Source organism: Sulfitobacter dubius (assembly GCF_900113435.1).
Classification (GTDB): Bacteria; Pseudomonadota; Alphaproteobacteria; order Rhodobacterales; family Rhodobacteraceae; genus Sulfitobacter; species Sulfitobacter dubius.
This window is the reverse complement of the sequence record NZ_FOPG01000005.1, coordinates 32,123-51,938: the sequence shown is the minus strand read 5'-3', so window position 1 is coordinate 51,938 and position 19,816 is coordinate 32,123. Positions and strand designations below refer to the sequence as shown.

Annotated in this window: 17 protein-coding genes and 1 pseudogene; 9 read left to right on the top strand and 9 right to left on the bottom strand. The window is 53.9% G+C overall.

Going from position 1 to position 19,816, the window contains the following annotated elements; all coding sequences use genetic code 11:
- The coding region (locus tag BM229_RS17275; protein ID WP_208604117.1) for a hypothetical protein at positions 1-1,251 on the top strand (1,251 nt) is incomplete at its 5' end.
- 572 nt (positions 1,252-1,823) lie between these two features.
- Here the strand turns inward: BM229_RS17275 and BM229_RS17265 are convergent.
- The 5 genes from BM229_RS17265 to BM229_RS17245 all read right to left on the bottom strand — a co-directional run bounded on the left by BM229_RS17265 (position 1,824) and on the right by BM229_RS17245 (position 6,801).
- A complete protein-coding gene (locus BM229_RS17265) occupies positions 1,824-2,801 on the bottom strand; it encodes a response regulator (protein WP_093928895.1) in 978 nt (325 codons plus the stop codon).
- A gap of 321 nt (positions 2,802-3,122) precedes the next feature.
- The gene (locus BM229_RS17260) at positions 3,123-3,545 is read right to left on the bottom strand and encodes a DDE-type integrase/transposase/recombinase (protein WP_208604116.1); all 423 of its coding nucleotides are present in this window, start codon (positions 3,543-3,545) and stop codon (positions 3,123-3,125) included.
- Positions 3,546-3,915: 370 nt separating this feature from the next.
- Positions 3,916-5,334 carry a sensor histidine kinase gene (locus tag BM229_RS17255; protein WP_093928893.1) on the bottom strand — a complete coding sequence of 473 codons (1,419 nt, stop codon included), beginning with the start codon at positions 5,332-5,334 and terminating at the stop codon, positions 3,916-3,918.
- The gene (locus BM229_RS17250) at positions 5,304-5,777 is read right to left on the bottom strand and encodes a putative pterin-binding protein (protein WP_093928892.1); all 474 of its coding nucleotides are present in this window, start codon (positions 5,775-5,777) and stop codon (positions 5,304-5,306) included. The genes BM229_RS17255 and BM229_RS17250 overlap by 31 nt, the downstream gene beginning before the upstream one ends.
- Positions 5,778-6,111: 334 nt before the next feature.
- Complete coding sequence (locus tag BM229_RS17245; protein WP_093928891.1) at positions 6,112-6,801, bottom strand: sulfotransferase family 2 domain-containing protein; 690 nt, start codon at positions 6,799-6,801, stop codon at positions 6,112-6,114.
- A 238-nt stretch (positions 6,802-7,039) separates the two neighbouring features.
- On the opposite strand from BM229_RS17245, the gene folE2 reads away from it, so the two are divergent.
- The 4 genes and pseudogenes from folE2 (at position 7,040) to BM229_RS17225 (ending at position 10,460) form a co-directional block, all read left to right on the top strand.
- Positions 7,040-8,131 (top strand): GTP cyclohydrolase FolE2, encoded by a 1,092-nt coding sequence (gene folE2 / locus BM229_RS17240; protein ID WP_093928890.1) that lies wholly within the window; start codon positions 7,040-7,042, stop codon positions 8,129-8,131.
- Between the two features lie 98 nt (positions 8,132-8,229).
- A complete protein-coding gene (locus BM229_RS17235; protein WP_093928889.1) occupies positions 8,230-8,982 on the top strand; it encodes an SDR family oxidoreductase in 753 nt (250 codons plus the stop codon).
- Positions 8,983-8,996: 14 nt separating this feature from the next.
- A pseudogene (locus BM229_RS17230) lies at positions 8,997-9,380 on the top strand (winged helix-turn-helix domain-containing protein); the annotation flags it as partial.
- Between the two features lie 459 nt (positions 9,381-9,839).
- Positions 9,840-10,460 carry a hypothetical protein gene (locus BM229_RS17225; protein ID WP_093928888.1) on the top strand — a complete coding sequence of 207 codons (621 nt, stop codon included), beginning with the start codon at positions 9,840-9,842 and terminating at the stop codon, positions 10,458-10,460.
- Between the two features lie 193 nt (positions 10,461-10,653).
- On the opposite strand, the gene BM229_RS17220 is transcribed toward BM229_RS17225, so the two are convergent.
- Positions 10,654-11,223, bottom strand: coding sequence for a hypothetical protein (locus tag BM229_RS17220; RefSeq protein WP_093928887.1), 570 nt, complete (start codon positions 11,221-11,223; stop codon positions 10,654-10,656).
- Between the two features lie 535 nt (positions 11,224-11,758).
- Positions 11,759-12,922 (bottom strand): 3-hydroxy-D-aspartate aldolase BhcC, encoded by a 1,164-nt coding sequence (bhcC, locus tag BM229_RS17210; protein WP_093928885.1) that lies wholly within the window; start codon positions 12,920-12,922, stop codon positions 11,759-11,761.
- Between the two features lie 50 nt (positions 12,923-12,972).
- On the opposite strand from bhcC, the gene BM229_RS18110 reads away from it, so the two are divergent.
- Positions 12,973-13,182 (top strand): hypothetical protein, encoded by a 210-nt coding sequence (locus BM229_RS18110; protein WP_139226302.1) that lies wholly within the window; start codon positions 12,973-12,975, stop codon positions 13,180-13,182.
- Between the two features lie 150 nt (positions 13,183-13,332).
- Here BM229_RS18110 and BM229_RS17205 read toward each other — a convergent pair whose 3' ends face one another.
- Both BM229_RS17205 and BM229_RS17200 read right to left on the bottom strand, forming a co-directional pair.
- On the bottom strand, positions 13,333-14,646 hold the full coding sequence (locus BM229_RS17205) for an NAD(P)/FAD-dependent oxidoreductase (RefSeq protein ID WP_093928884.1): 1,314 nt from the start codon (positions 14,644-14,646) through the stop codon (positions 13,333-13,335).
- Between the two features lie 19 nt (positions 14,647-14,665).
- Entirely contained in the window at positions 14,666-15,253 is a 588-nt protein-coding gene (locus BM229_RS17200; RefSeq protein WP_093928883.1) for a helix-turn-helix domain-containing protein, read from the bottom strand.
- A 235-nt stretch (positions 15,254-15,488) separates the two neighbouring features.
- Here BM229_RS17200 and BM229_RS17195 point away from each other — a divergent pair, with 235 nt between their 5' ends.
- From BM229_RS17195 to BM229_RS17185, 3 genes are all read left to right on the top strand, one after another.
- Positions 15,489-17,120, top strand: a complete 1,632-nt coding sequence (locus tag BM229_RS17195; RefSeq protein ID WP_093928882.1) for an ABC transporter ATP-binding protein — start codon at positions 15,489-15,491, stop codon at positions 17,118-17,120.
- A 27-nt stretch (positions 17,121-17,147) separates the two neighbouring features.
- Complete coding sequence (locus tag BM229_RS17190; RefSeq protein ID WP_093928881.1) at positions 17,148-18,797, top strand: peptide ABC transporter substrate-binding protein; 1,650 nt, start codon at positions 17,148-17,150, stop codon at positions 18,795-18,797.
- A gap of 66 nt (positions 18,798-18,863) precedes the next feature.
- Positions 18,864-19,814, top strand: coding sequence for an ABC transporter permease (locus BM229_RS17185; protein WP_093928880.1), 951 nt, complete (start codon positions 18,864-18,866; stop codon positions 19,812-19,814).
- Positions 19,815-19,816: the final 2 nt, after the last annotated feature.

Genomic DNA, 19,816 nt, shown 5'->3' with positions numbered 1-19,816 from the left:
ACTGATCCCACGGACCCGACCGATCCGACTGATCCCACGGACCCGACCGATCCAACTGATCCCACGGACCCGACCGATCCGAGTAATCAAGGTTTCCTTGATCCGGTGCTCTCTGATGATGGTCTTTTAGGCGAGGTGACCGGCAACTCTGGCGTTCTTGGGGACATTACGGGCTCTGAGGGCCTGCTCGGTGATCTGATTGGAGAGGGCACCCCGCTTGGCTCCGCGGGTGAGGACCTTCTAGGTCAGCCGTTCCTCGGAAAGGGCGTCCCTGATGACAGTATTGGCTTGGTTGACGGGGCCGTCTCTGACGGAGGCCTGCTAGGTGATCTTACTGGCAATTCGGGGGTTCTGGGTGAGGGGACAGGCTCTGATGGCTTGTTGGGTGATCTTGTCGGAAACGAGGGCGTTTTGTCTGACGTCACTGGTTCGGACGGGCTTGTCGGCGAACTCACCGGTACTGGTACTCTCGGCGGAGGTACGACCGCAAGCGAGGGCGGTGTGGATGATCTTCTGGGCGGGCTTCTTGGAGGCGATGGACTGCTGGAACCCGCAGTTCCTACGGAAGCAAGCGATCAAGGCTTCCTTGACCCAGTGATCTCCGATGATGGACTGCTTGGGGATTTGACAGGGAACTCTGGGGTTCTTGGAGAACTTACGGGATCTGAGGGTCTGCTTGGGGGTCTGGTCGGCGAAGGAACACCGGCAAATACGGTGGGGGAGGCCCTCTTGGGACAGCCTGTCTTAGGAGATGGCGTCCCTAATGACAGCATTGGCGTGGTCGACGGCGTTATCTCCGATGGCGGGTTGCTAGGTGATCTCACCGGCAATTCAGGGGTTCTGGGCGAGCTGACAGGTTCTGAGGGCTTGCTTGGCGAGATTGTCGGGAACGAGGGCGTTTTGTCAGATATCACTGGTTCTGGCGGTATTGTTGGCGAACTAACCAGTACTGGCACACTTGGTGAAGGCACTGGTAGTGATGGTGGTGCCCATGATCCTTTAGGCGGCCTTCTGGGTGACGTATTCGGCGGCCTCACAGGGGAGGAGGCTCCTCTGGGTGATGTTCTAGATGGCCTGACCGGAGAAGAGGGGCCATTGGGTGACGTACTTGGGGGGCTGACGGGATCAAATAGTGGTTCTGGTGACCTCGGAGGCGGATTGCTCGGCGGTGATAACCCACTTGGAGAGACGCTTGGCGAAGTTACCGATCTCCTCGGAGGTCTTAATGGCGACGACCTAGGCAGTATCTAATCCTACGGGTGATCTGAAATATCTAGGCCCCTTCGGAAGCTTTGTAGCTACTGGAGGGGCCTAGAAGGCTGATGAGCCAAAGTTGTGTGCCCAAGCAGCTTATCTGTTGACCTCTCCTTTCCGCTGAACCGAAACGGACGGTAGCGTGATATTTTCAGCCTACACATTCTATGGTCGCCGCCGCATGTGCCCTCATCGCGACGACGGTAGCTGAGAATGAGGCCTGCGAAAGAGAAGGGATTATCCGCAGCATCAGGTGGCAGGCTCTCCGCCTTTAGCACGTCTTTTGTTCCAGTCCCGAAGAGCATTGTCCTTATTGGTTTGCTCTGCGCGATCATCACGGCATTTCTCGTGTATTTGCTGGGCGGGGGCCTCTGGGCCGTGCTCTTCGCATTTATGTTAGGAGGGGCCTGCGCTGTTAGGATTGCTGCTTTGGTGCGCGCGGATATCCTCCAAGGGCTCCACATACCTGGCGCACCAACAGATCCTTTGCCTGAGGAAAGTAGCTTGGCCCCACTGCATGAACGAGAAGGGGCCAAAGCAGATAAACCGTTCCTTATTCTATCAGGAAATCAACGGGCAGATGACACCGCAGATGTATGAGGAGTCCAGAGGTTGTTCTTGGAGTTTTGACGTCCCGCGGCCCTATCAACCGCTCGGTTGAAAGTGTTGCGAACCCGCTGTGTTCGATTGGCATTTGGGCGCACAGGTCGGCCGATTGAAACAGTGATCGGCGCCTTATCCGCTTCCTCTCCCCATGGGCCCATGATCTGCAGATCCGCGAGGACCAACTCTTCTATTTGCGGCCAGTCTGGCAGGCTGTCACCGGTGACGATGCTCAATATTGTGCCCCCGCCAAAATGCGCCATGAGAAGTTGTGGGCAGTCTACGACCGTGCTGATTGCGGCTGCTACGTTGCCGATGGCCATAGCGTATTCGCGGCTGTTCGCATAAGTGTATAGGGCTTCGACGTCTTCGATTTGTGCGCAGAAAACCTGGCAGATTTGTAAGTGCTTGCGGGAAAGCTGCGACAGGTAATTACCAAGCGAAAAAGGGGGGACCAATTGAGGGACGCCAAGGACGTGAACCGGTTCCTTGAGCTCGAAGTCGTGCAACCCCAAGGTGCCACCTGAAAGCATTGATTTTGGATCAAGGCGCAGAGCCACTTCCGAGCTGTCCAAGAGGCGCTGGATTACGCGCAGACGCCGTTCAACTTCCCGAACCTCAAAGGGCTTAACGATATAGTCATTGGCGCCGGCAGCAAACGCTTTCTCAATTGATATCGCGTCAGATTTGAGGGTCAGCATAATGATCGGTGTCGTGCGGTAGCTCGAGATCGCCCGAATTTTGCGGCATAGCGTTATCCCATCCATGAAGGGCATCACGATGTCCAGTAGCAAGCAATCAAAGGGTTGCGTTGTGGCTTCGATAATCGCAAGCGCTTCTTTGCCTGAAGCCGCAACAGTTACATTTGAAAAATCGGTGTCTTTCAAGATCGCGGGCAAGAACTCGCGGATGAATTGGTTGTCATCGACAGCTAGGATCTTCATGTGCTTGGTCCTTTGAGCTTGATATGGCAGGCTTAGATCAGATTTCGTGAAGTGGACCGTACTCGGCGGGCCCTTAAGGCTCTAATGGGATCGTGCCAGACAAAGCTATGTTCTCGATTTCTGAAAAACTACCATTCTCGTTATACAGTCTTTGGTATTATTACATACTAAAGAGTGTATATGGGATTGCGGCGATTTAATGACGTCCTCTGCCAAAGCGCTTAGAAATGAGATCTTGGCTGAAGGCTCCTCTTTTGGAAATGCCTGGGGGTCCGTTGCATTAACGCTGCTTCGGCGCAGTAAAAGCAGGAACTGCGATCATCAAGCGGCTTCCGGGAAGAGTTTGGCGACGAAGTCGATCTCGTTTTTAACTCCGGTCCTGCAGCTTTCGAACTGACCCTTGCGGATGGTGCGGAAGGTTTCGATCCCGGCGAGCGCGGCCTTGGCGCCAGCCATGGTCTGGAAGCCACGCATCGGTCGCAGCCGCTGTTTTGTTGCAGCATGATCGCTCTCGATCCGGTTGTTCAGGTACTTGCGATCGACATGGCGGATTGTGTGCTCTGGCCCGAGCCGGTCGTTGATCTCGCCGATCACCTTGGCGTAGCTGTGCGCCTTGTCAGTGACGATGGTCAGGGGCTGATACAGGCGAACACTTGCGGTGGTCGGGCAGTTAATGCAACGGACCCGCATGAAAGTAATATTTAAAACCGTGCAATCACTTTTTTGAGAAATTGTTAAATTCAACAAAGCTGCGACGCAAGGTTAGAAAAAGCCGAACTCAAAAAATTGCCAGAAGTCGAAATTCTTGAAGCTCCCTACCTTCGCGCGAATAGCGTCGGCGCAACCTCAGAGAAAGATCGGCGAAAATAGGCTGCGGTGCAGCGAGTGACGTTTGGTCCGATGTCCGCTAATGGGATGTACCGGCTGCTTCATCCAGCAGGTTAGGCTGAGCCTATTTCATCCGCAGATAGGAGAAGTATCATGGCGAATATAGACTTTGATGAACTGATGTCGATCGGGATTGATATCGGCAAGGACACCTTCCACATTGTGGGTTTCGATCCGTCGGCCGGACAATGCTTTAATTTAGTGGGGTAGGAAATGTAGGAGAAAATTATGCGCTCTCGGCCAGATGAGATTGCAAGTGCAACGTCAATTCAATCCAGAACACCGATCCTTCGCCCTCAACGGAGGTAAACCCCACCTTTCCGCCGAGCAGGTCTACCAACTGTTTGGTGATGCTCAAACCCAGGCCACTGCTTTTGTTTGCGCCCGTGGTGCCAGGGTTAATCTGATGAAAAGGGGTGAAGATGTCAGGTTGCAAGTCTGCGGGGATGCCGATCCCATGGTCAGTAACCTCAATCCGCGCTCTGCCGCTGATCTGCGTCAAGCGAACTTCAACCACATCACCGGCGGAGGTGAATTTGGCGGCGTTGGAGATCAGGTTGTTCAAGATTTGCGTGACCCGTGCGCTGTCAGTAAGGGTGATCGCGGGTTCCTGGGGTGTGTGGACAGCGAAGCTGACTCCCAGTTTTCCTGCGTAGACTTGACAGTTCTCAACCGCGGTTGTGACCACGTCATTGAGGTCCACCGTCTCGCGTCTTACGGAGACTTTCCCTTCGCTTAATGCCTGGGCGTCCAAAATATCATTGACGAGTGTAAGGAGCCGATTTCCGTTGCGGTCGGCGACATCGAGTAGTTTAAGAGCGGTCTGGTCTTTCATTGTGTCGCCGACCCTGGCTTTCAGCAAAGACAACCCGCCTAACAGCGACGTCAACGGCGTGCGCAATTCGTGGCTGACCACACTCATGAAGTTCATTTTCATGCGTGCTGCTGAGGTTGCTTCTTCAGCCAGAGTGCGCATTTCCCTTTCCCTTTTCTTTGCGACGCGAAGTTCGAGCAGAAGCAGAGAAACAAAGATCCCGAAAAGGATTAAAAGCGTAGTGCCGAGATAGGCGATGACATGCGATAATGACAGCAGACCCGTTCGGAACTCTGATAGAGTGCTGTTTTTGGCCTGGGCAAGAGCCACCAACAGATTGCGTAAAGCGATGTCGTAGCCTTCGAGTTCTGCGAGAATCTCAGCGGCCTTTTGCCGGCCCGCGTCATTTGTCCGCTCTTGTGATATGAACTCAGCAATATCGGGCTCAACGGTCTGGAAGGTCTCCTCAAGATCAGAAAGCACTGTTTGATCTATGCCAAAGCTCGTGATGAGATCTGAAAGCTTACCCTCTTGGAGGATTGTGATCCGGCTCCAGGCGATGTTAAAGCGCAAAGCCACATTGGTTGGCGGTTTAAGGCCGAGCGCGACTTCACTAAGTTCTTTCTCAAGTCTGAGGACTTCGAACTGAAGCTGTGAGCCGATCCAAAGCGGGTCGCTTTGTTCCGCGGTCTGGATATTATCGACCCTATCGCTCAGCTTATAGATGACCCCGATACCAAAGAGCACGGCACCGAAAAAAACTATGAGGAGTACCGCGCGAATGATTCTGTTTTTATCAGTCACTCGACAGCTATGGTTTTGAGCTGCCATACTAGTCTGCCATTAAAAGAATCGTCTCGAAGCTCCGCATGGTCGTCCATTGGATAAATGACCCATATAGGTCCTTTGTCCCGAACCGACATCGGCTCACCATCACGTAGGACTGCCAGAATGACATCGTAATCGAAGGCATCTACGGCTGGCACATTTGAGCTGAAATCATTGAGTGCGACCATCTTTAGGGTCGCATCAGGCCCTACATTTAGGGGCTTCAGCACAGCGTGCAAACGCGGTCCTTGGAACGTGGCTGCGGTATCCACATAGTCGTTTTTGGTCACAACGGTGGTCTGAGGTAGCGCGAGCAGTTCTTCCAGCGTATACGTCACGGATTGCTCAGGGGTCGAAACCGTCAAGATTGTTTGCGCGGCCCCCAGAGTGGGAAGGGCGAGCAGGGCAGCCACGAAGATGGCATTCAGAAAATTCTTCAGTCGCATGAGCAATCCTTGGTAGTCTTTGTTGCTATCGCATGTCGGTTAGAAAACGACCAGATATTGGTGGCAATTTTGAGGCATTTGCCAAAATTGATGCCGCTTTGCAGTAATGTACTGAGGCTTTGAATGCCCATCCTGTACCTGCCTAATCTTGCTTGCCCCCAGCAGGGGGCTACCTTGCGGCGCCGCCATGGACTTGAATGAGAGCTATGCGGGTGGCCTGTAGTAGGTGTTGCGCTGAAACTGCGCGACAGGGCGCGTGCCTTGGATGGCGCGGGAGATGGCTAACGCTTCACCACGAGGAAACCCTGTAAGGCCATTTATGGCCTCCTAAGATTCAGTGTGGAACGTGCAACGCGGATCTCCTTGCTGCTTTAATTTGGTGGATCAGCTGCAGGTCTTCTTGGTAGAATGATTCTATTGATTCTCTTGTTTGTTCAAGCATTTGTATGGAGAACTTCACGCTACTGTTGCGGTCGAGAGGCACAATGGCACGGTCGGTTTGAGTGATATGGTCAACCCAACGGAATACCTGCTCTAGGCCTTCCTCAAAGAGGAAAATCTTTACGTCGGGTCCGGTAAACTCCGCCTGAGGTCGGATGTGATTATCCGACAGATAGGGATCATCAATCTGATCTGCAAAAACCTTTGCAACCCACGCATCAAAAGTACCGCAAAACTCTTTCCCCCAATCAAGCTCCACGGTCAGGGTGTCGCCGGGCACGATGTGCTCTGGCAGCGCCTCGGGGGGATTTATTCGGGTCGCACGGTAGCGGTACTCGCTGAGCAACCGCTCAAACGGATCACGCAGAATACAGAACCGATGATCACAAAACCCGTAGGGTAAGATCATGCGCTGCGTTGCTGCTTCCATATGCTGGGGCGTGGTTTTAGACCATTCTACCGGCTCCCGACTGTAAAGAGCCAGCGGCCCCTTGGCCCGGAGATAGCTTGTAATGCACGACCCACCCGTCTTGGGGATATGGACAAAATGCAGAAGCTTATCGTTGATTTTTAAAAGGGGCACCTGTCGCCTCGCATATTACTATAAATTGTGCATTTAGGTGGGAAACACTTGGCAAGTCAATTCAGGCTGGGATATCGCATTGGCTGTCTGCATGCTCTGTAAACATTGGCAAGCGCTAAGGCTCTTAATCTGAGCCTCTCGGTGAAGGAGGACATCCAAAATGTCGTCTTGCTGCGTGTGCCATGGTGTTGCTGTTTAAACTACTTTAGCGTGCGGCCGACAGTGCGAAGGGGCGCTTATGAATATTGGGACAGAGACGTCAGATACTCCTGATCGGGAGGCGGCCAAAGCTGCGCTGGCCACTCTACATGCCTGGGGCCAGAAAGCCACTCCGGCCGAGATCGCCGCTCTCGATCCTGCGGTTGTGCAGATGTTGACCGGTGCGGGGTACCCTGCGTTTACCCGCATCTATCCAACGGATTTCACCGTGGGCGACAATTACAAAGCCACCTTGCCTGATCTGCAAAACGGCCCTACCAGCCTGATCCGCGGCGCGCAGCAGTTGATCCAGCATGTGGGCATTTCGAATTTCCGCCTCCCAATCCGCTATCACAGCCGCGGCGGGGGTGACTTGCAACTTGAAACCTCAGTCACCGGATCGGTGTCGCTTGATGCCAAGAAGAAGGGCATCAACATGTCCCGTATCATGCGCAGCTTCTACTGCCATGCCGAAGCCACTTTCAGTTTTGAAGTGATCGAAGCCGCTCTGAATGATTATAAGGCCGATCTGGAAAGTCTTGATGCGCGGATCCAGATGCGGTTTTCTTTCCCGATGCAGGTCACCAGCCTGCGCTCGAGGCTGACCGGCTACCAATATTACGACCTCGCGCTCGAATTTGTGGAGCAGGAGGGAAAACGCAAAAAAATAGTCCATCTGGACTATGTTTACTCCAGCACCTGTCCCTGTTCGCTGGAGTTGAGCGAACATGCCCGCGCAACCCGGGGCCAACTGGCCACGCCGCATTCACAGCGCTCGGTCGCGCGGATTTCGGTGGAGGTCATCGATGCAGAGAAGTGCCTCTGGATTGAAGACCTGATTGACCTCTGCCGCCGCGCGGTGCCGACAGAGACCCAAGTGATGGTCAAACGCGAAGACGAACAGGCTTTTGCTGAGCTGAACGCGGCCAACCCGATCTTCGTCGAAGATGCGGCGCGGCTCTTTTGCGAACAACTTCTTGCGGAGGCGCGGGTAGGGGACTTCCGCATTGTCGCGAGCCATCAAGAAAGCTTGCATAGTCATGATGCCATTAGCGTACTGATCCAAGGCGATACCTTTGCGGCGCAAAGTTTCGATCCGAAGCTGTTCAATACGCTTTTCCATGTCGGCTGAGGCGTGGGCGTGAACTCTGGGCCTGTTTTTGGGGGTCTGGTGCTGCGCGCGCTTTATGTGTTTTAGCCAAATGTACTTATCATCTAAGGAGAGGCGCCATGCATCGAGCACTGGTGACCGGCGCAGGAAAGCGTCTTGGGCGCGCTATGGCGCTTTACCTTGCGGGACGCGGGTTTGATGTGGCCGTGCATTACGCCACCTCACGGGCGGCGGCGGAAGAAACCGCCGCTAGCATTATAGCGCAGGGGCGGCGGGCTTCTCTATTGCAAGCCAATTTACTCCATGAAGCTGAAACACAGGCCCTAATTCCCCGCGCGGTGGTGGCGCTTGGAGGTCCTATTACCTGTTTGGTCAATAACGCTTCAATATTTGAGGCGGACGATATCTATTCGGCCACCCCTGAAAGCTGGGAGCGTCATATTGGCAGCAACCTGCGCGCGCCCTTTATCCTGACGCAAGCCATGGCGGCGCAGGAGCTGCAGGCCACGTCAGATGAACGCGGCGAGCCGCGCGCCACCGGGCTCATTGTAAATATGATCGACCAACGCGTGCTGAGCCTGACGCCAGAGTTCATGAGTTATACGATTGCCAAGATGGGCCTTTGGGCCATGACGCGGACGACGGCCCAAGCATTGGCTCCGGCGATCCGAGTGAACGGCATAGGCCCTGGACCGACTTTGCAAGGCCAACATCAGACTGAAGAAGTCTTTACGCAAGAGCGCCGGGACACCGTTTTGGAGCGGGGGGTAAACCTTGAAGATATCACCGCAGCTTTAGGCTATTTCATTGATGCGTCGTCGGTCACCGGGCAACTAGTCTGCACCGATGGGGGGGAGCATCTGAAATGGTAAATACTGGTCAAAAAATGACCGGGCTGATGGCGCGGGTGCGCACGCAGTTGCGGCGGACACATCCAGCGGCCGCAGGCGCGCTGCTCAGCTTTGACGATATCCAGCTCGACCCGGAGCGGCACCGCGTGAGCCGTGCGGGCAATGAACTGAAGGTAGGCCTAACGGAGTATCGGCTGCTGACAACGTTGCCGGAAAAGCCCGGGCGGGTCTTCATCCGCGATCGACTGCTTGATCACGTCTGGGGTCGCGACAACTTTGTCGATACGCGCACGGTCGACGTTCATATCGTACGGCTACGCATAGCGCTGACGCGCGAAGGCGGTAGCGAGCCAATCCGGACAGTGGGCGGCGCGGGCTATGCTTTAGGTTACGACGCTTCGCCTCCCCAGTACGCGTAATTAATAACATAATTAACCTTATGCGATTTTTCTGTGTAGCGGCGCGCGCTACCATCAAGTGCGACTCTTGTTAGAAAACAGTAGTTTATCTAATGAGAGGAATCGGTATGGGAGCGGTTTAGACGCGACTATTACTTCAGAAGCGATGAAAGATCGAGGGCTGACGGCTGGCAAAGTTCCTCGTCGCGGAGATGCAGCGGATTCTAAAGCGTCACAAACCGACGATCTTTCGAGAGATCAAAAGCAATTTCTGGCCCGATGATGCTTTCCACGAAATACGTCTGATACTTCTGCATGGCGGCTAATTGCAATGAATGTAATTTATATCCTATTCTATTTTCCGCGTACTTTCATCATTCTTTAAACAGCTTCATGTATATCTGTTTGTGAGAGTTCCAGCAAAGAATAACCCAATTACTGGATACTTCTCATAAAAAAGTTTTTTATGGAGAAATATTAATGACGACCTACCCAATTATAACAAGCCGTAAAGCCGAGAATAAAATACTCAAACTCGACTTTGAAATCGAGCTTGGAGAAAAAACACTGGCAGCGGCCCAAGAATCAAAGCGCTGGCTGGATAATTGGCAACCCGAACATATCTCGAGCCTCCAGGCTGAATTAGAACAGAAAAGACTCGAAAAGCATCAGATCAAAACGGCCAATAGAGCGGAAATGGCGGCAGTTCTGAACCATGTGAACGGAAAAGCCCGGACTTGGACGATCTGCCCGGATAGACTCATTGGCATCGCTCATGAGTGCGAGGACCTGCTCGATAGTCGCGGTGTCAAGGTCAAGAGCCGTCCTGGTACCATAGTGCTCTATCGCCCTGGTGGCAAAAGGTCTGCGCGTATACGGATCGGCAGAAGCATCACAACTTATGTTGTTCTGCGGCGCGTGCGCGACGGCTGGCGACTGATGCACGCTCAACGCGATTATTGCTTCATAAACCAACGGGCCTTTAGAGAAGTCATTGTTCGGCCCGCGGCACATGAAGATATAATCCGCCATGCGACACGGGGCTTCAGAGGCTGGGATGAGCCTCCGACAGACACCCCACCCGAGGGCCCGACGACATGAGTGTCATGCCGACACACCTGAGAGGAGGCACGGCCGAAAAACAACCTTCTCGATGCGCTGGACCGGCCACCCCCGGGTTGCTCTCAAGGATCCGCCGGGAGCGTGCCAAGTATATGGTGGAACAGAGAAGACGCTCAGAATGGTGGACGGCCGGAGCCCAAAGGGCTTCCGCCAGCCAGTCGGAAAGTAGCAACTACGAGGTGTTGTGCGGGCATTCTGGCAGGCGTGTCGTGCCTAAGGAACGCTGCGAAGGAAATAAATCTTTGGAAAGTTCATCCAAACCCCTCCCCGTCAGCTCTCTTTTGCAAATCAGCTCAGCTGCGATCCGCTTCAGACTATGTAGGTTTTCCTCAAGCAAACTGCTGACAGCCACTTCTGCATCCTGCAGCGTCGCCCGGAGCCGCTGCTGCGTCCTGATGGGGAGCCTGTCAAAATCCACTTGGCTCGCATCCCGCCAAACCAAGTCAGCGCCCCCGAACGACCAATTCAAGTCCATCTCGAGCGCAAGCTTGGTCGCCTGGGCAAGATCGCTGGTCGGACCAAGCCCGGCGCCATTGCTCACCTCGCCCAAAACCAAAGCCTCGGCCGCGCGGCCTGCAAGACACATCCTAAGTTTGGCCTCTGCTAGCTTAGGTGTGATCGTAGGCAACGGAGCTGGCTCAACATGTCCACCCCGAGCCGTCATCCAAGCCCTAACAGGAGTCGGCAAGGGAGACAGTAATGCCGCGAGAAGATGTCCTGCTTCGTGGAGGGACTGTTGCATTAATCCAAACAAGCTAAAACTTGGCGCTTGCAGATTCCATATCCGAGGCAGATATCCATAAAAATATGTCACTTTACCACTAGATATAGATCGGATTGAGCTCAAGAAATTCCGGGTTCCAGTTAATGCAACTGTCCCAGTTTTTTTGACATTGCAAACTCTTCCGTTCCATCATTTTAAGGTTTGCGAAGTATTCCAATACGGACCAGCCACAGTACGATCGCAAGCTCCGCGTGCTAAAGAAACGGATGTTCGAGAAAGAAATCTTTGGAGGGAGGAACTGAAAAGAATCCATCTGCTGGCCAATAATTTCCCCAATCAAGGAACCGATGGAGGTCATCTACTGATAGATTAACCGCCAGCATCCAAAGTACAGCTCCCGACCGGAACCACCGCGCGATTACCAGAGCGATCGGTAAGGTGAGTACCGCTGAAACACGCAAGGATCGGACGCTGAAATCCTCAAACCCACTCATAATAGTCGGCCTAATCTGATAGCTTAAAAGGCTTGTCTGCGCACACTTTCAGATTTGACTTAGTAGGCTTTCCCGCGGGCGGAGACTGGCCAGACGGCCTCAACCTTGCCGCCTCTCACGCCAACAAACCAATCATGAACATTTGTGGTCGGATCGCAGTGGCCCGGAACGAGGCGTAGTTTCTCGCCCACCTTCAGCACCGCTTTTGGATCTGCGATTACGCCATGCTCGTCCGAGCACTCGACATACTCCACATCGTCACGGCCAAATATAAGCGGCAGGCCGCTGTCAGTGGACTGGGCCTTAAGCCCGGCGTCGCAGATTGCCTTATCCGCTTTCACGTGACTCATGACTTGGGTTAAGATGAAAAAAGCATTTTCCCACTCGCCTTGATCGATCCGGCGACCGTCCTTAGCCAGAACACGACCGTAATCGGCGTCCATGAACGCATAAGAGCCGCACTGTAATTCGTTGTAAACGCCAGAATTGCTTTCAAAATAATACGATCCTGTGCCGCCGCCGGACACCAGTTCACATTCGATACCTTCGGCTTTCAGGCCATCAACCGCATCCTGAACCATGGCAATTGCGATATCGAGCTTTTCCTTGCGAGCGTCATAGCTGACCAAATGCTGCATCGCACCTTGATAGGCCTGGATACCAGCAAATTTGACATTGTCAGCCGCCACTACCGCCTTGGCAATCTCGATAACAGCTGGTGTGGTGGATACCCCGCAGCGGCCTGCGCCACAATCTATCTCGACAAGGATTTCAAGCTTGGTTCCGTGCTTTTGGGCAGCCGCCGAAAGGTCGGCGACGTTTTCAACATCATCGACGCAGACGATTATGCGGGCACCAAGTATTGGCAAACGCGCTAAACGGTCAATTTTCTGAAGGTCACGCACTTGGTTGGATACCAGAACGTCCTTGATGCCACCACGGGCGAACACCTCGGCCTCGGATACTTTCTGACAGCAAACCCCGACAGCGCCGCCCAGTTTTACTTGTAGCTTAGCCACATCGACGGATTTGTGCATTTTGCCGTGTGCGCGGTGTCGCATGCCATGGGCTTCGGCATAATCGCCCATTTTTCTAATGTTGCGTTCAAGCGCATCAAGATCCAGCACAAGGCAGGGTGTCTGAATGTCCGCTTCCTCCATTCCAGGAAGAGCTGGGACATCATAACCAACATCAAGGCCTTCGAGATTCACTTGTGCGTTCATTTTAAGTCTCCGTTTAATTATACTCCGCGACGAACCGATCAGGGCGGACCATGTTTGGCAAATTCGCTTCTGGTTTGGAGCCAGGACAGATCACCCAGACCGACTTTGTTGTGCGTCGGGATGATCCCGACGCGCTTACCAGAGCGGGCTTTAAGGCTAATCGCAGCATCAGACAAAATGGGCTCAAACATGGTGGTCACTGCGCCGCCTCGACAAAGAGAAAAGCTCTTTTTTCAGTCGTGCGTTTTCGCTTTCTTTAAATGAGAAAATTGACAGGTAAATTACCATGGACAACTGGTATGCGCCCAACATGATGAGGTCGTTTCTGATTAAAGTCCGCCAATAGCCAGATTTATCTTCTCTTGTTTCACCACCTTGAGTTTGTTGGCGGTCAACGGGTAGCGGGATTTTTACAAACGTCCTGCCCGGCGCATCTTAATTCGATCATCCATCCGGTATTTCATCATGAAAAAAGGCATAAACCAGGGTTTTCCATTGTAAAGCGGAATGGCCGCTGGCGGCTGGAAGTCAAAAGCCGAAGGAGCCTCATTGGTATTTCCCAGAATTTTCTGCGCTGCCTTGCGTCCAATCCAAGGCGCCCAGACAACTCCTGAGCCACAGAACCCAGTCGCGTAGGTCAAACCTTTGCTTTCAAAGATTCGGGGGATCATATCGCGGTGCATGGCGACCTTGCCATACCACGTATGCGAGATGCCAAAAGCCTTCAGCTCGGGAAACAACTCAAGCAGGTTGCGACGTAGATAGGCGACCGGCTTGGTGGGGTCCTCAAGATTGGTCCCGTCTCGACCACCTAGTAAGATACGCGTCCCATCCGGGGACGGCCGGAAATAGAAGCCGAGCGTGCGAGTGTCATTTAGCATCATGCGGCGCGGCATGAGTTTATCCATCAACTCAGGGGGCAAGGGCTCCGTGGCAATGATCCGACTGCGCACCGGCACAATGCGACGCCGTAGCCATGGCGTGGCGCCATCGGTGTAGCCATTCGTACATACAAGAACCTGCCGCGCGTGGACCTGCCCTCGGGCGGTGCGCACATTGAAGCCGGTCGCATCTTGCGTGATGCCCTCGACCGCTGTGTCTGAATGCACAGCAACACCCGCAGCCCGTGTCACACGCAGGAGTTCGGCGATGAACTTCGCAGGGTGTAGGCCGCCAATATCCATGCGCACGCTGCCTCCCCGGAAGAAGTCCGTGCCGACATACTTATGCTGCTCAGCGTGCGGGACAGCATAAGACTCGATTCCCAGCTTGCGCTCCAAATGTTCGGCATGACGTGCCATCCGCTCATAGTCATTAGCGCCAAGCGCGCCACCGAACCGACCGACCTGAACAAAGTCGCAATCAAGTTCCTCGGCGGCGATCATTTCGTACAGATGCTGCCGTGCGTCTTTTCCCTCGAGTGTGATGGCGTCAGCGCGTTCTTGGCCAAATTTCTTCACCAAAGTCGCGTGATCGAGCCTGATGTTGCCGCTGGTGATGCCCCCATTCCGGGAGGAAGCGCCTTCTCCCGGGTGTTGTTTATCATATACAGCTACCGATCGACCGGCGCGGGCCAATGTCAATCCGGCCGTCAGCCCCGCATACCCCGCGCCGATAATTGCGACATCGACACGCCTGTCCAGCGGCATCTCTGGCAACGATGAGATAGGCGCAGCTTCCCACCAGTATGGCATGCATTTTAACGTGGTGTTTTCGGCGGACATCTTGGGGCTCCTACGGAGGTTATAAGTGACGATCAAATTGCACAGCGCCGATCACCCAAAGAATGCGGGCCGGCGCGTCGCTATCGTTCCTGAAGCTATGCTCCAACGAACTGTCAAAAACAAAACTATCGCCTTCCTGCAGTACGGCGCTCTGACCGTTGACGAAGAGCGTCAGTTCTCCTTCGAGAACAAGCCCTCCTTTCTCTGCAGGGTAACTCAGAGCAGTATTGCCTGAGGTGGCCTCCGATGCGATCGTCAGGATCATCATCTGCAAATGATGATTTCCTCCAGAAGTGAGTAATTCCTTTTTCAGCGACCCGAGGTCAATATGCGGCCGATTTGCTGCGCGGCGGAGGAAGGCAGGCTCTTCATCCGATCCATCAGGGCTATCGCTGAACATTTCTTGCATCGGCATGTTAAGCGCGCGCCGCAATGCTGTGAGAACGCGCATTGACGGATTAGCAATGTCGCGTTCAATCTGGCTGATCATACCGACTGACACACCCGATTCCCGAGCCAGTTCCTGAAGGGACATGCCCTTTTCATGTCGCTGACGACGGAAGGTTGCCCCAATCGGGGCCTCAGGGTTGGGCTTTGATGTGGTCATGAGCAACCCTTGTGGAAAAGGAGCAGCCCCTGGATCAAGAACCGCCTGATACCTTCAATAATGAAAAGCATAGCGGGCCATTGCAAGCCACTAAGTGAAAAAAATGAAAAAATTTGCGTGACTAAACGATTTTTTCATTATAGCCGTTGTCATAATTTCATTACTGAAAAAATCTCAGGAGCAGGCCGCAGTGATAGCACAAGGCAGAATCTCCAAAAATAAGGCCGAAACAGCGATGTCAGATTCCGTGCTTTCGGTTCGCAATCTTACAGTTGATTTGCCCAAAGGGATGGAGCGCCAACATGCAGTGCAAGATATTTCCTTCGACCTTCCTCGCGGTGAAATTCTCTGCGTTATCGGCGAATCTGGATCAGGCAAATCGGTAACCGCCAACGCGCTGATGGGGCTACTGCCGTCTTTGATGCATGTCAGTTCCGGCGAGATCCTTTTTCAGGGTCAGAATCTCCTGAAGCTTGAAAAGACTGCTTTGCGCAAGCTGCGGGGCCGGGTCGTTTCAATGATATTCCAAGACCCGCTGTCGGCTCTCAACCCGCTGATGACCGTCGGCGATCAGGTTATGGAAGTCATGGCGGCGCACGGGGAAGGAACAACTGAGACGCGAGAAAAGCGCGCGCTCGAGTTGCTGACCGAGGTTGGTTTACCCGATCCGACACTGATGCTGCATCAATATCCGTTCCGTCTATCTGGCGGGCAGCGTCAGCGTGTGATGATCGCAATGGCTCTCGCCCTTGAGCCTGACATATTGATTGCCGATGAGCCCACCACCGCCTTGGATGTCACGACACAGGCGCAAATTCTCGAATTGATCCAGAAAATCCAGCGCAAAAAGGGCATGAGCGTGCTGTTCATTACCCACGACTTCGGTGTTGTGGCAGAGATTGCCGACCGGGTGATCGTCATGGAAAAGGGGCACATGGTCGAGGAAGGAGTTGCCGATACGGTGTTTACCGCGCCCCAGCACCCCTACACCAAGCGCCTGATTGCCGCCGTACCACGTCTCAGAGAGACAGATCGCCCAAATGCTTCCGAATATAGAGATGAAACCGATGAGCCTGTGCTGGCCGTCGAAAAGCTCAATATGGTGTACCGGAGCGGGGGCGGTTGGTTTAGCCGAGTGCGCGAAGTCAAAGCTGTGCAGGATGCAAGTTTCACCCTGCGCCGAGGCAGGACGCTTGGGGTCGTGGGCGAAAGCGGCTCAGGCAAAACATCACTGGGTCGCTTGCTGATCAAGTTACTGGACAGCGATAGCGGCCAAATTCTCTACGAGGGGCAAGACATCGCTTCCATGAGGGAAAGTGATTTCCGCGGCCTGCGGCCAAAGATCCAGATGATCTTTCAAGATCCCTTCGCCTCTCTTAACCCACGCTCCACCATTGGCCATATTGTAACAGTAGGTCCGATCGCTCAGGGCATGAAAAAAGCTGATGCCAAAGCTAAAGCGCTTACAATTCTTGAAAAAGTGGGCTTGGATTCCGGGGCTTTTGGACGATACCCACATGAGTTCTCGGGCGGCCAGCGCCAGCGCGTGGGTATCGCGCGCGCGTTGATGTTTGATCCCGATGTGCTTGTGGCAGACGAAGCGGTTTCTGCGCTCGATGTCTCGATCCAAGCACAGATCCTGGAGCTGCTGGACAAAATTCAACGCGAGACCCAAGTGGCTATGTTCTTTATTACCCATGATCTGCGCGTCGCCAGCCAAATCTGCGACGATCTCCTGGTGATGCAGAAAGGCCGGATTGTTGAAGCCGGACCGCCGTCTCAAATCTTTTACGACCCGCAAGACCCCTACACCCGCGAACTGGTCGCGGCCATTCCCGGCACCGACCACATTTTGCAGCAAGCGTGAAGTGAAATCAAAAAGAGGACGAAAACCATGACGAAGAATATGAACCGCAGGCAGACGCTCGCGATGCTTGGCCTTACGGGTGCAGCAGGGGCACTCGCGCCAAATCTATTCGTCGGCCCGGCGTTGGCTGCACATCCTGAAGCACCCACCGGTCAGATTGTCGTCGGTGTCAGTCAGGAACCAACTGTCTTCAATCCACTCATGCCGCGGATCGAAGTCGATGACGGCGTCCAACTCTCAGTGTTTGATGGGCTGGTTCGGATCAGCCCCGAGGGCGAATTTATTCCAGCTTTGGCGGCCGAGGTTCCTTCGATTGAAAACGGGGGCTTGTCTGAAGACGGGCTAAACTGGCACTTCAAGCTGCGCGATGATGTAAAGTGGCATGACGGTGAACCCTTCACCGCCGAGGATGTCAAATTTACACTCGAATTGATTATGGACCCGAACTTCCGCAGCTGGCGGACTACAGGTCATGAGTTGGTGCGCGATATTGAGGTGGTGTCGCCGACCGAGATCAAATGGCGTATGGAGGAACCTTTCGCACCCTATATGTCGATCCTCGTTGAGACCATGATGGTTCCCAAACATATCCTCGAGCCTTTGGAAGATCGTAACGAAGCGCCTTTCAACCAGGCGCCCGTCGGAACAGGGGCGTTCAAATGGGGCAGCCGCAAGGCAGGCGATCATGTAGAGCTTACGGCCAACTCTGATTATTTCGGGGAGGGCCCTTACGTTGAGCGGCTGATCTTCAAATACATCCCCGATCTGACTGTGCTCTATACACAGTTCAAGAGTGGCGATATCGATATCATCAGCAACCAATACATCACGCCCGACAACTATGCCGAAGCAAAGAGCCTGGCCGGCAAAGAAGTTAGTGTTGTACCATCACCAACCGTTGAATCGGTGTTTCTGAACAACGAAAAGCCTCAGTTTCAAGAAAGTGCCGTGCGCAAGGCGATCTATGCGGCTATCGATAAGCAAACGATCATTGATGCGCTCTACTACGGCTTGCCGACACCCAGCGAGAGCTATCTGCCGCAACAGTCCTATTACTACAATCCCGACCTGCCCCAGCACGACTACAGTCCCGACACAGCAAACAAGATGCTGGATGAGGCAGGATGGGAACGAGGAGCCGACGGGATCCGTGCGAAGGATGGCGTGCGTTTGTCCTTCAGCAATTCAACGACTTCTGGAAACCATTTGCGAGAACAAGCACAGCAGTTCATCCAGCAATCTCTCGGCGAAGTCGGGATCGAGATGACGATCGAGAACAAGCCACCAGCAGTTATGTGGGGAGAATACTGGACCCAGTCGCAATTCGATTCCGTTATCGTCGGCATCGTTTTCACGACCGGCGCGGATGCGGACGTCACGGTACGTTTTGCCTCCGATGCCATTCCCGCCCAAGGTGGCCGCGGGTCGAACACCGGCCAATATCAAAACTCAGAGGTCGACAAACTTCTCGAAGAAGCCGGGCGTATCTTTGATCAGGTAAAACGCAAGGAAATCTACGGTCAGGTCCAAGAGATCATCCGTGAAGACCTACCTTTGTTGCCGCTCTTCCAGTATGCGACCGTGCGCGGTCACAAAGAGGGGTTGAAGGGGATCGAAGCAAACATCAATACGCGCATCGATACCTGGAACGCGGCCCAATACTACTGGGACCAATAATCGTCAGACGGGGCGCTGTTTCTGGCGCCCCGCCGCCCCTACCTCGCGGAAAAGGCAAACTCAAGAATGGCTGGATTTCTCGTAAAACGCCTTTGGCAGAGCATCATACTTTTGATCATTGTCTCGATGATCGGTTTCGGGGTGCTTCACCTGACCCCGGGCGGCCCCTTGTCGCAATATGCGCTGACGCCCGGCATGACCCAGGAAACGATGGACCGTATTGCAGAGCAGATGGGGCTCAATCGGCCGCTGCCCATCCAATACCTCGATTGGGCCTGGCGTCTGCTTCAAGGTGATTGGGGTACCTCTTATCGAGACCAGCAACCTGTCTTGACAGTGATCGGGCGCCACCTTTTCGCAACCATGCTTCTGATGGTTAGCTCGACCGTGATTTCGATCGGTTTGGGGACGTGGATCGGCATCCGCGGAGCGACGCACCGCTACTCCACGTTTGACTATACCGCAACCGTCGGTGCCATGATTGCTCTGTCGATCCCGACATTCTGGTTTGGCCTTGTTGGCATCTATGTTTTCTCGCTCAAGCTGGGATGGCTCCCAGCTGGCAACATGTACACGATCGGTGATGGATCTGTGCTCGACTATCTACACCACCTTATCCTGCCAAGCATCGTGCTCGCTTTGGTCAATATCGCGATTTGGAGCCGCTACATGCGCACCGCGACACTGGATGTGATCAACCAAGATTTCGTCAAGACCGCCCGGGCGAAAGGTGTTAGCGAACGCCGCGTGCTGATGAAACATGTGGTGGGCAATGCGCTTTTGCCAATGATCACCCTCGCGGGGATGCAGCTGCCCAACCTTTTAAGTGGCGCCTTGGTGACCGAAACAGTCTTTACTTGGCCCGGAATGGGGCGGCTATTTCTCGATAGCCTTGGTTACAACGACTACCCGGTCGTCATGGGCCTGTTGATGTTCTCGGCCATTCTCGTTTTGCTGGGCAATCTGATTGCTGACCTTGTTGCAGCCTCCATTGACCCGCGAATCCGTCTTGCATGAGC

Coding starts and splice junctions, on each gene's coding strand:
- BM229_RS17265 (WP_093928895.1), bottom strand. CDS start 2,801: ATGAAGATCCTAGCTGTCGATGACAACCAATTCATCCGCGAGTTCTTG.
- BM229_RS17255 (WP_093928893.1), bottom strand. CDS start 5,334: ATGGCAGCTCAAAACCATAGCTGTCGAGTGACTGATAAAAACAGAATC.
- BM229_RS17250 (WP_093928892.1), bottom strand. CDS start 5,777: ATGCGACTGAAGAATTTTCTGAATGCCATCTTCGTGGCTGCCCTGCTC.
- folE2 (WP_093928890.1), top strand. CDS start 7,040: ATGAATATTGGGACAGAGACGTCAGATACTCCTGATCGGGAGGCGGCC.
- BM229_RS17235 (WP_093928889.1), top strand. CDS start 8,230: ATGCATCGAGCACTGGTGACCGGCGCAGGAAAGCGTCTTGGGCGCGCT.
- BM229_RS17225 (WP_093928888.1), top strand. CDS start 9,840: ATGACGACCTACCCAATTATAACAAGCCGTAAAGCCGAGAATAAAATA.
- BM229_RS17220 (WP_093928887.1), bottom strand. CDS start 11,223: ATGCAACAGTCCCTCCACGAAGCAGGACATCTTCTCGCGGCATTACTG.
- bhcC (WP_093928885.1), bottom strand. CDS start 12,922: ATGAACGCACAAGTGAATCTCGAAGGCCTTGATGTTGGTTATGATGTC.
- BM229_RS18110 (WP_139226302.1), top strand. CDS start 12,973: ATGTTTGGCAAATTCGCTTCTGGTTTGGAGCCAGGACAGATCACCCAG.
- BM229_RS17205 (WP_093928884.1), bottom strand. CDS start 14,646: ATGTCCGCCGAAAACACCACGTTAAAATGCATGCCATACTGGTGGGAA.
- BM229_RS17200 (WP_093928883.1), bottom strand. CDS start 15,253: ATGACCACATCAAAGCCCAACCCTGAGGCCCCGATTGGGGCAACCTTC.
- BM229_RS17195 (WP_093928882.1), top strand. CDS start 15,489: ATGTCAGATTCCGTGCTTTCGGTTCGCAATCTTACAGTTGATTTGCCC.
- BM229_RS17190 (WP_093928881.1), top strand. CDS start 17,148: ATGACGAAGAATATGAACCGCAGGCAGACGCTCGCGATGCTTGGCCTT.
- BM229_RS17185 (WP_093928880.1), top strand. CDS start 18,864: ATGGCTGGATTTCTCGTAAAACGCCTTTGGCAGAGCATCATACTTTTG.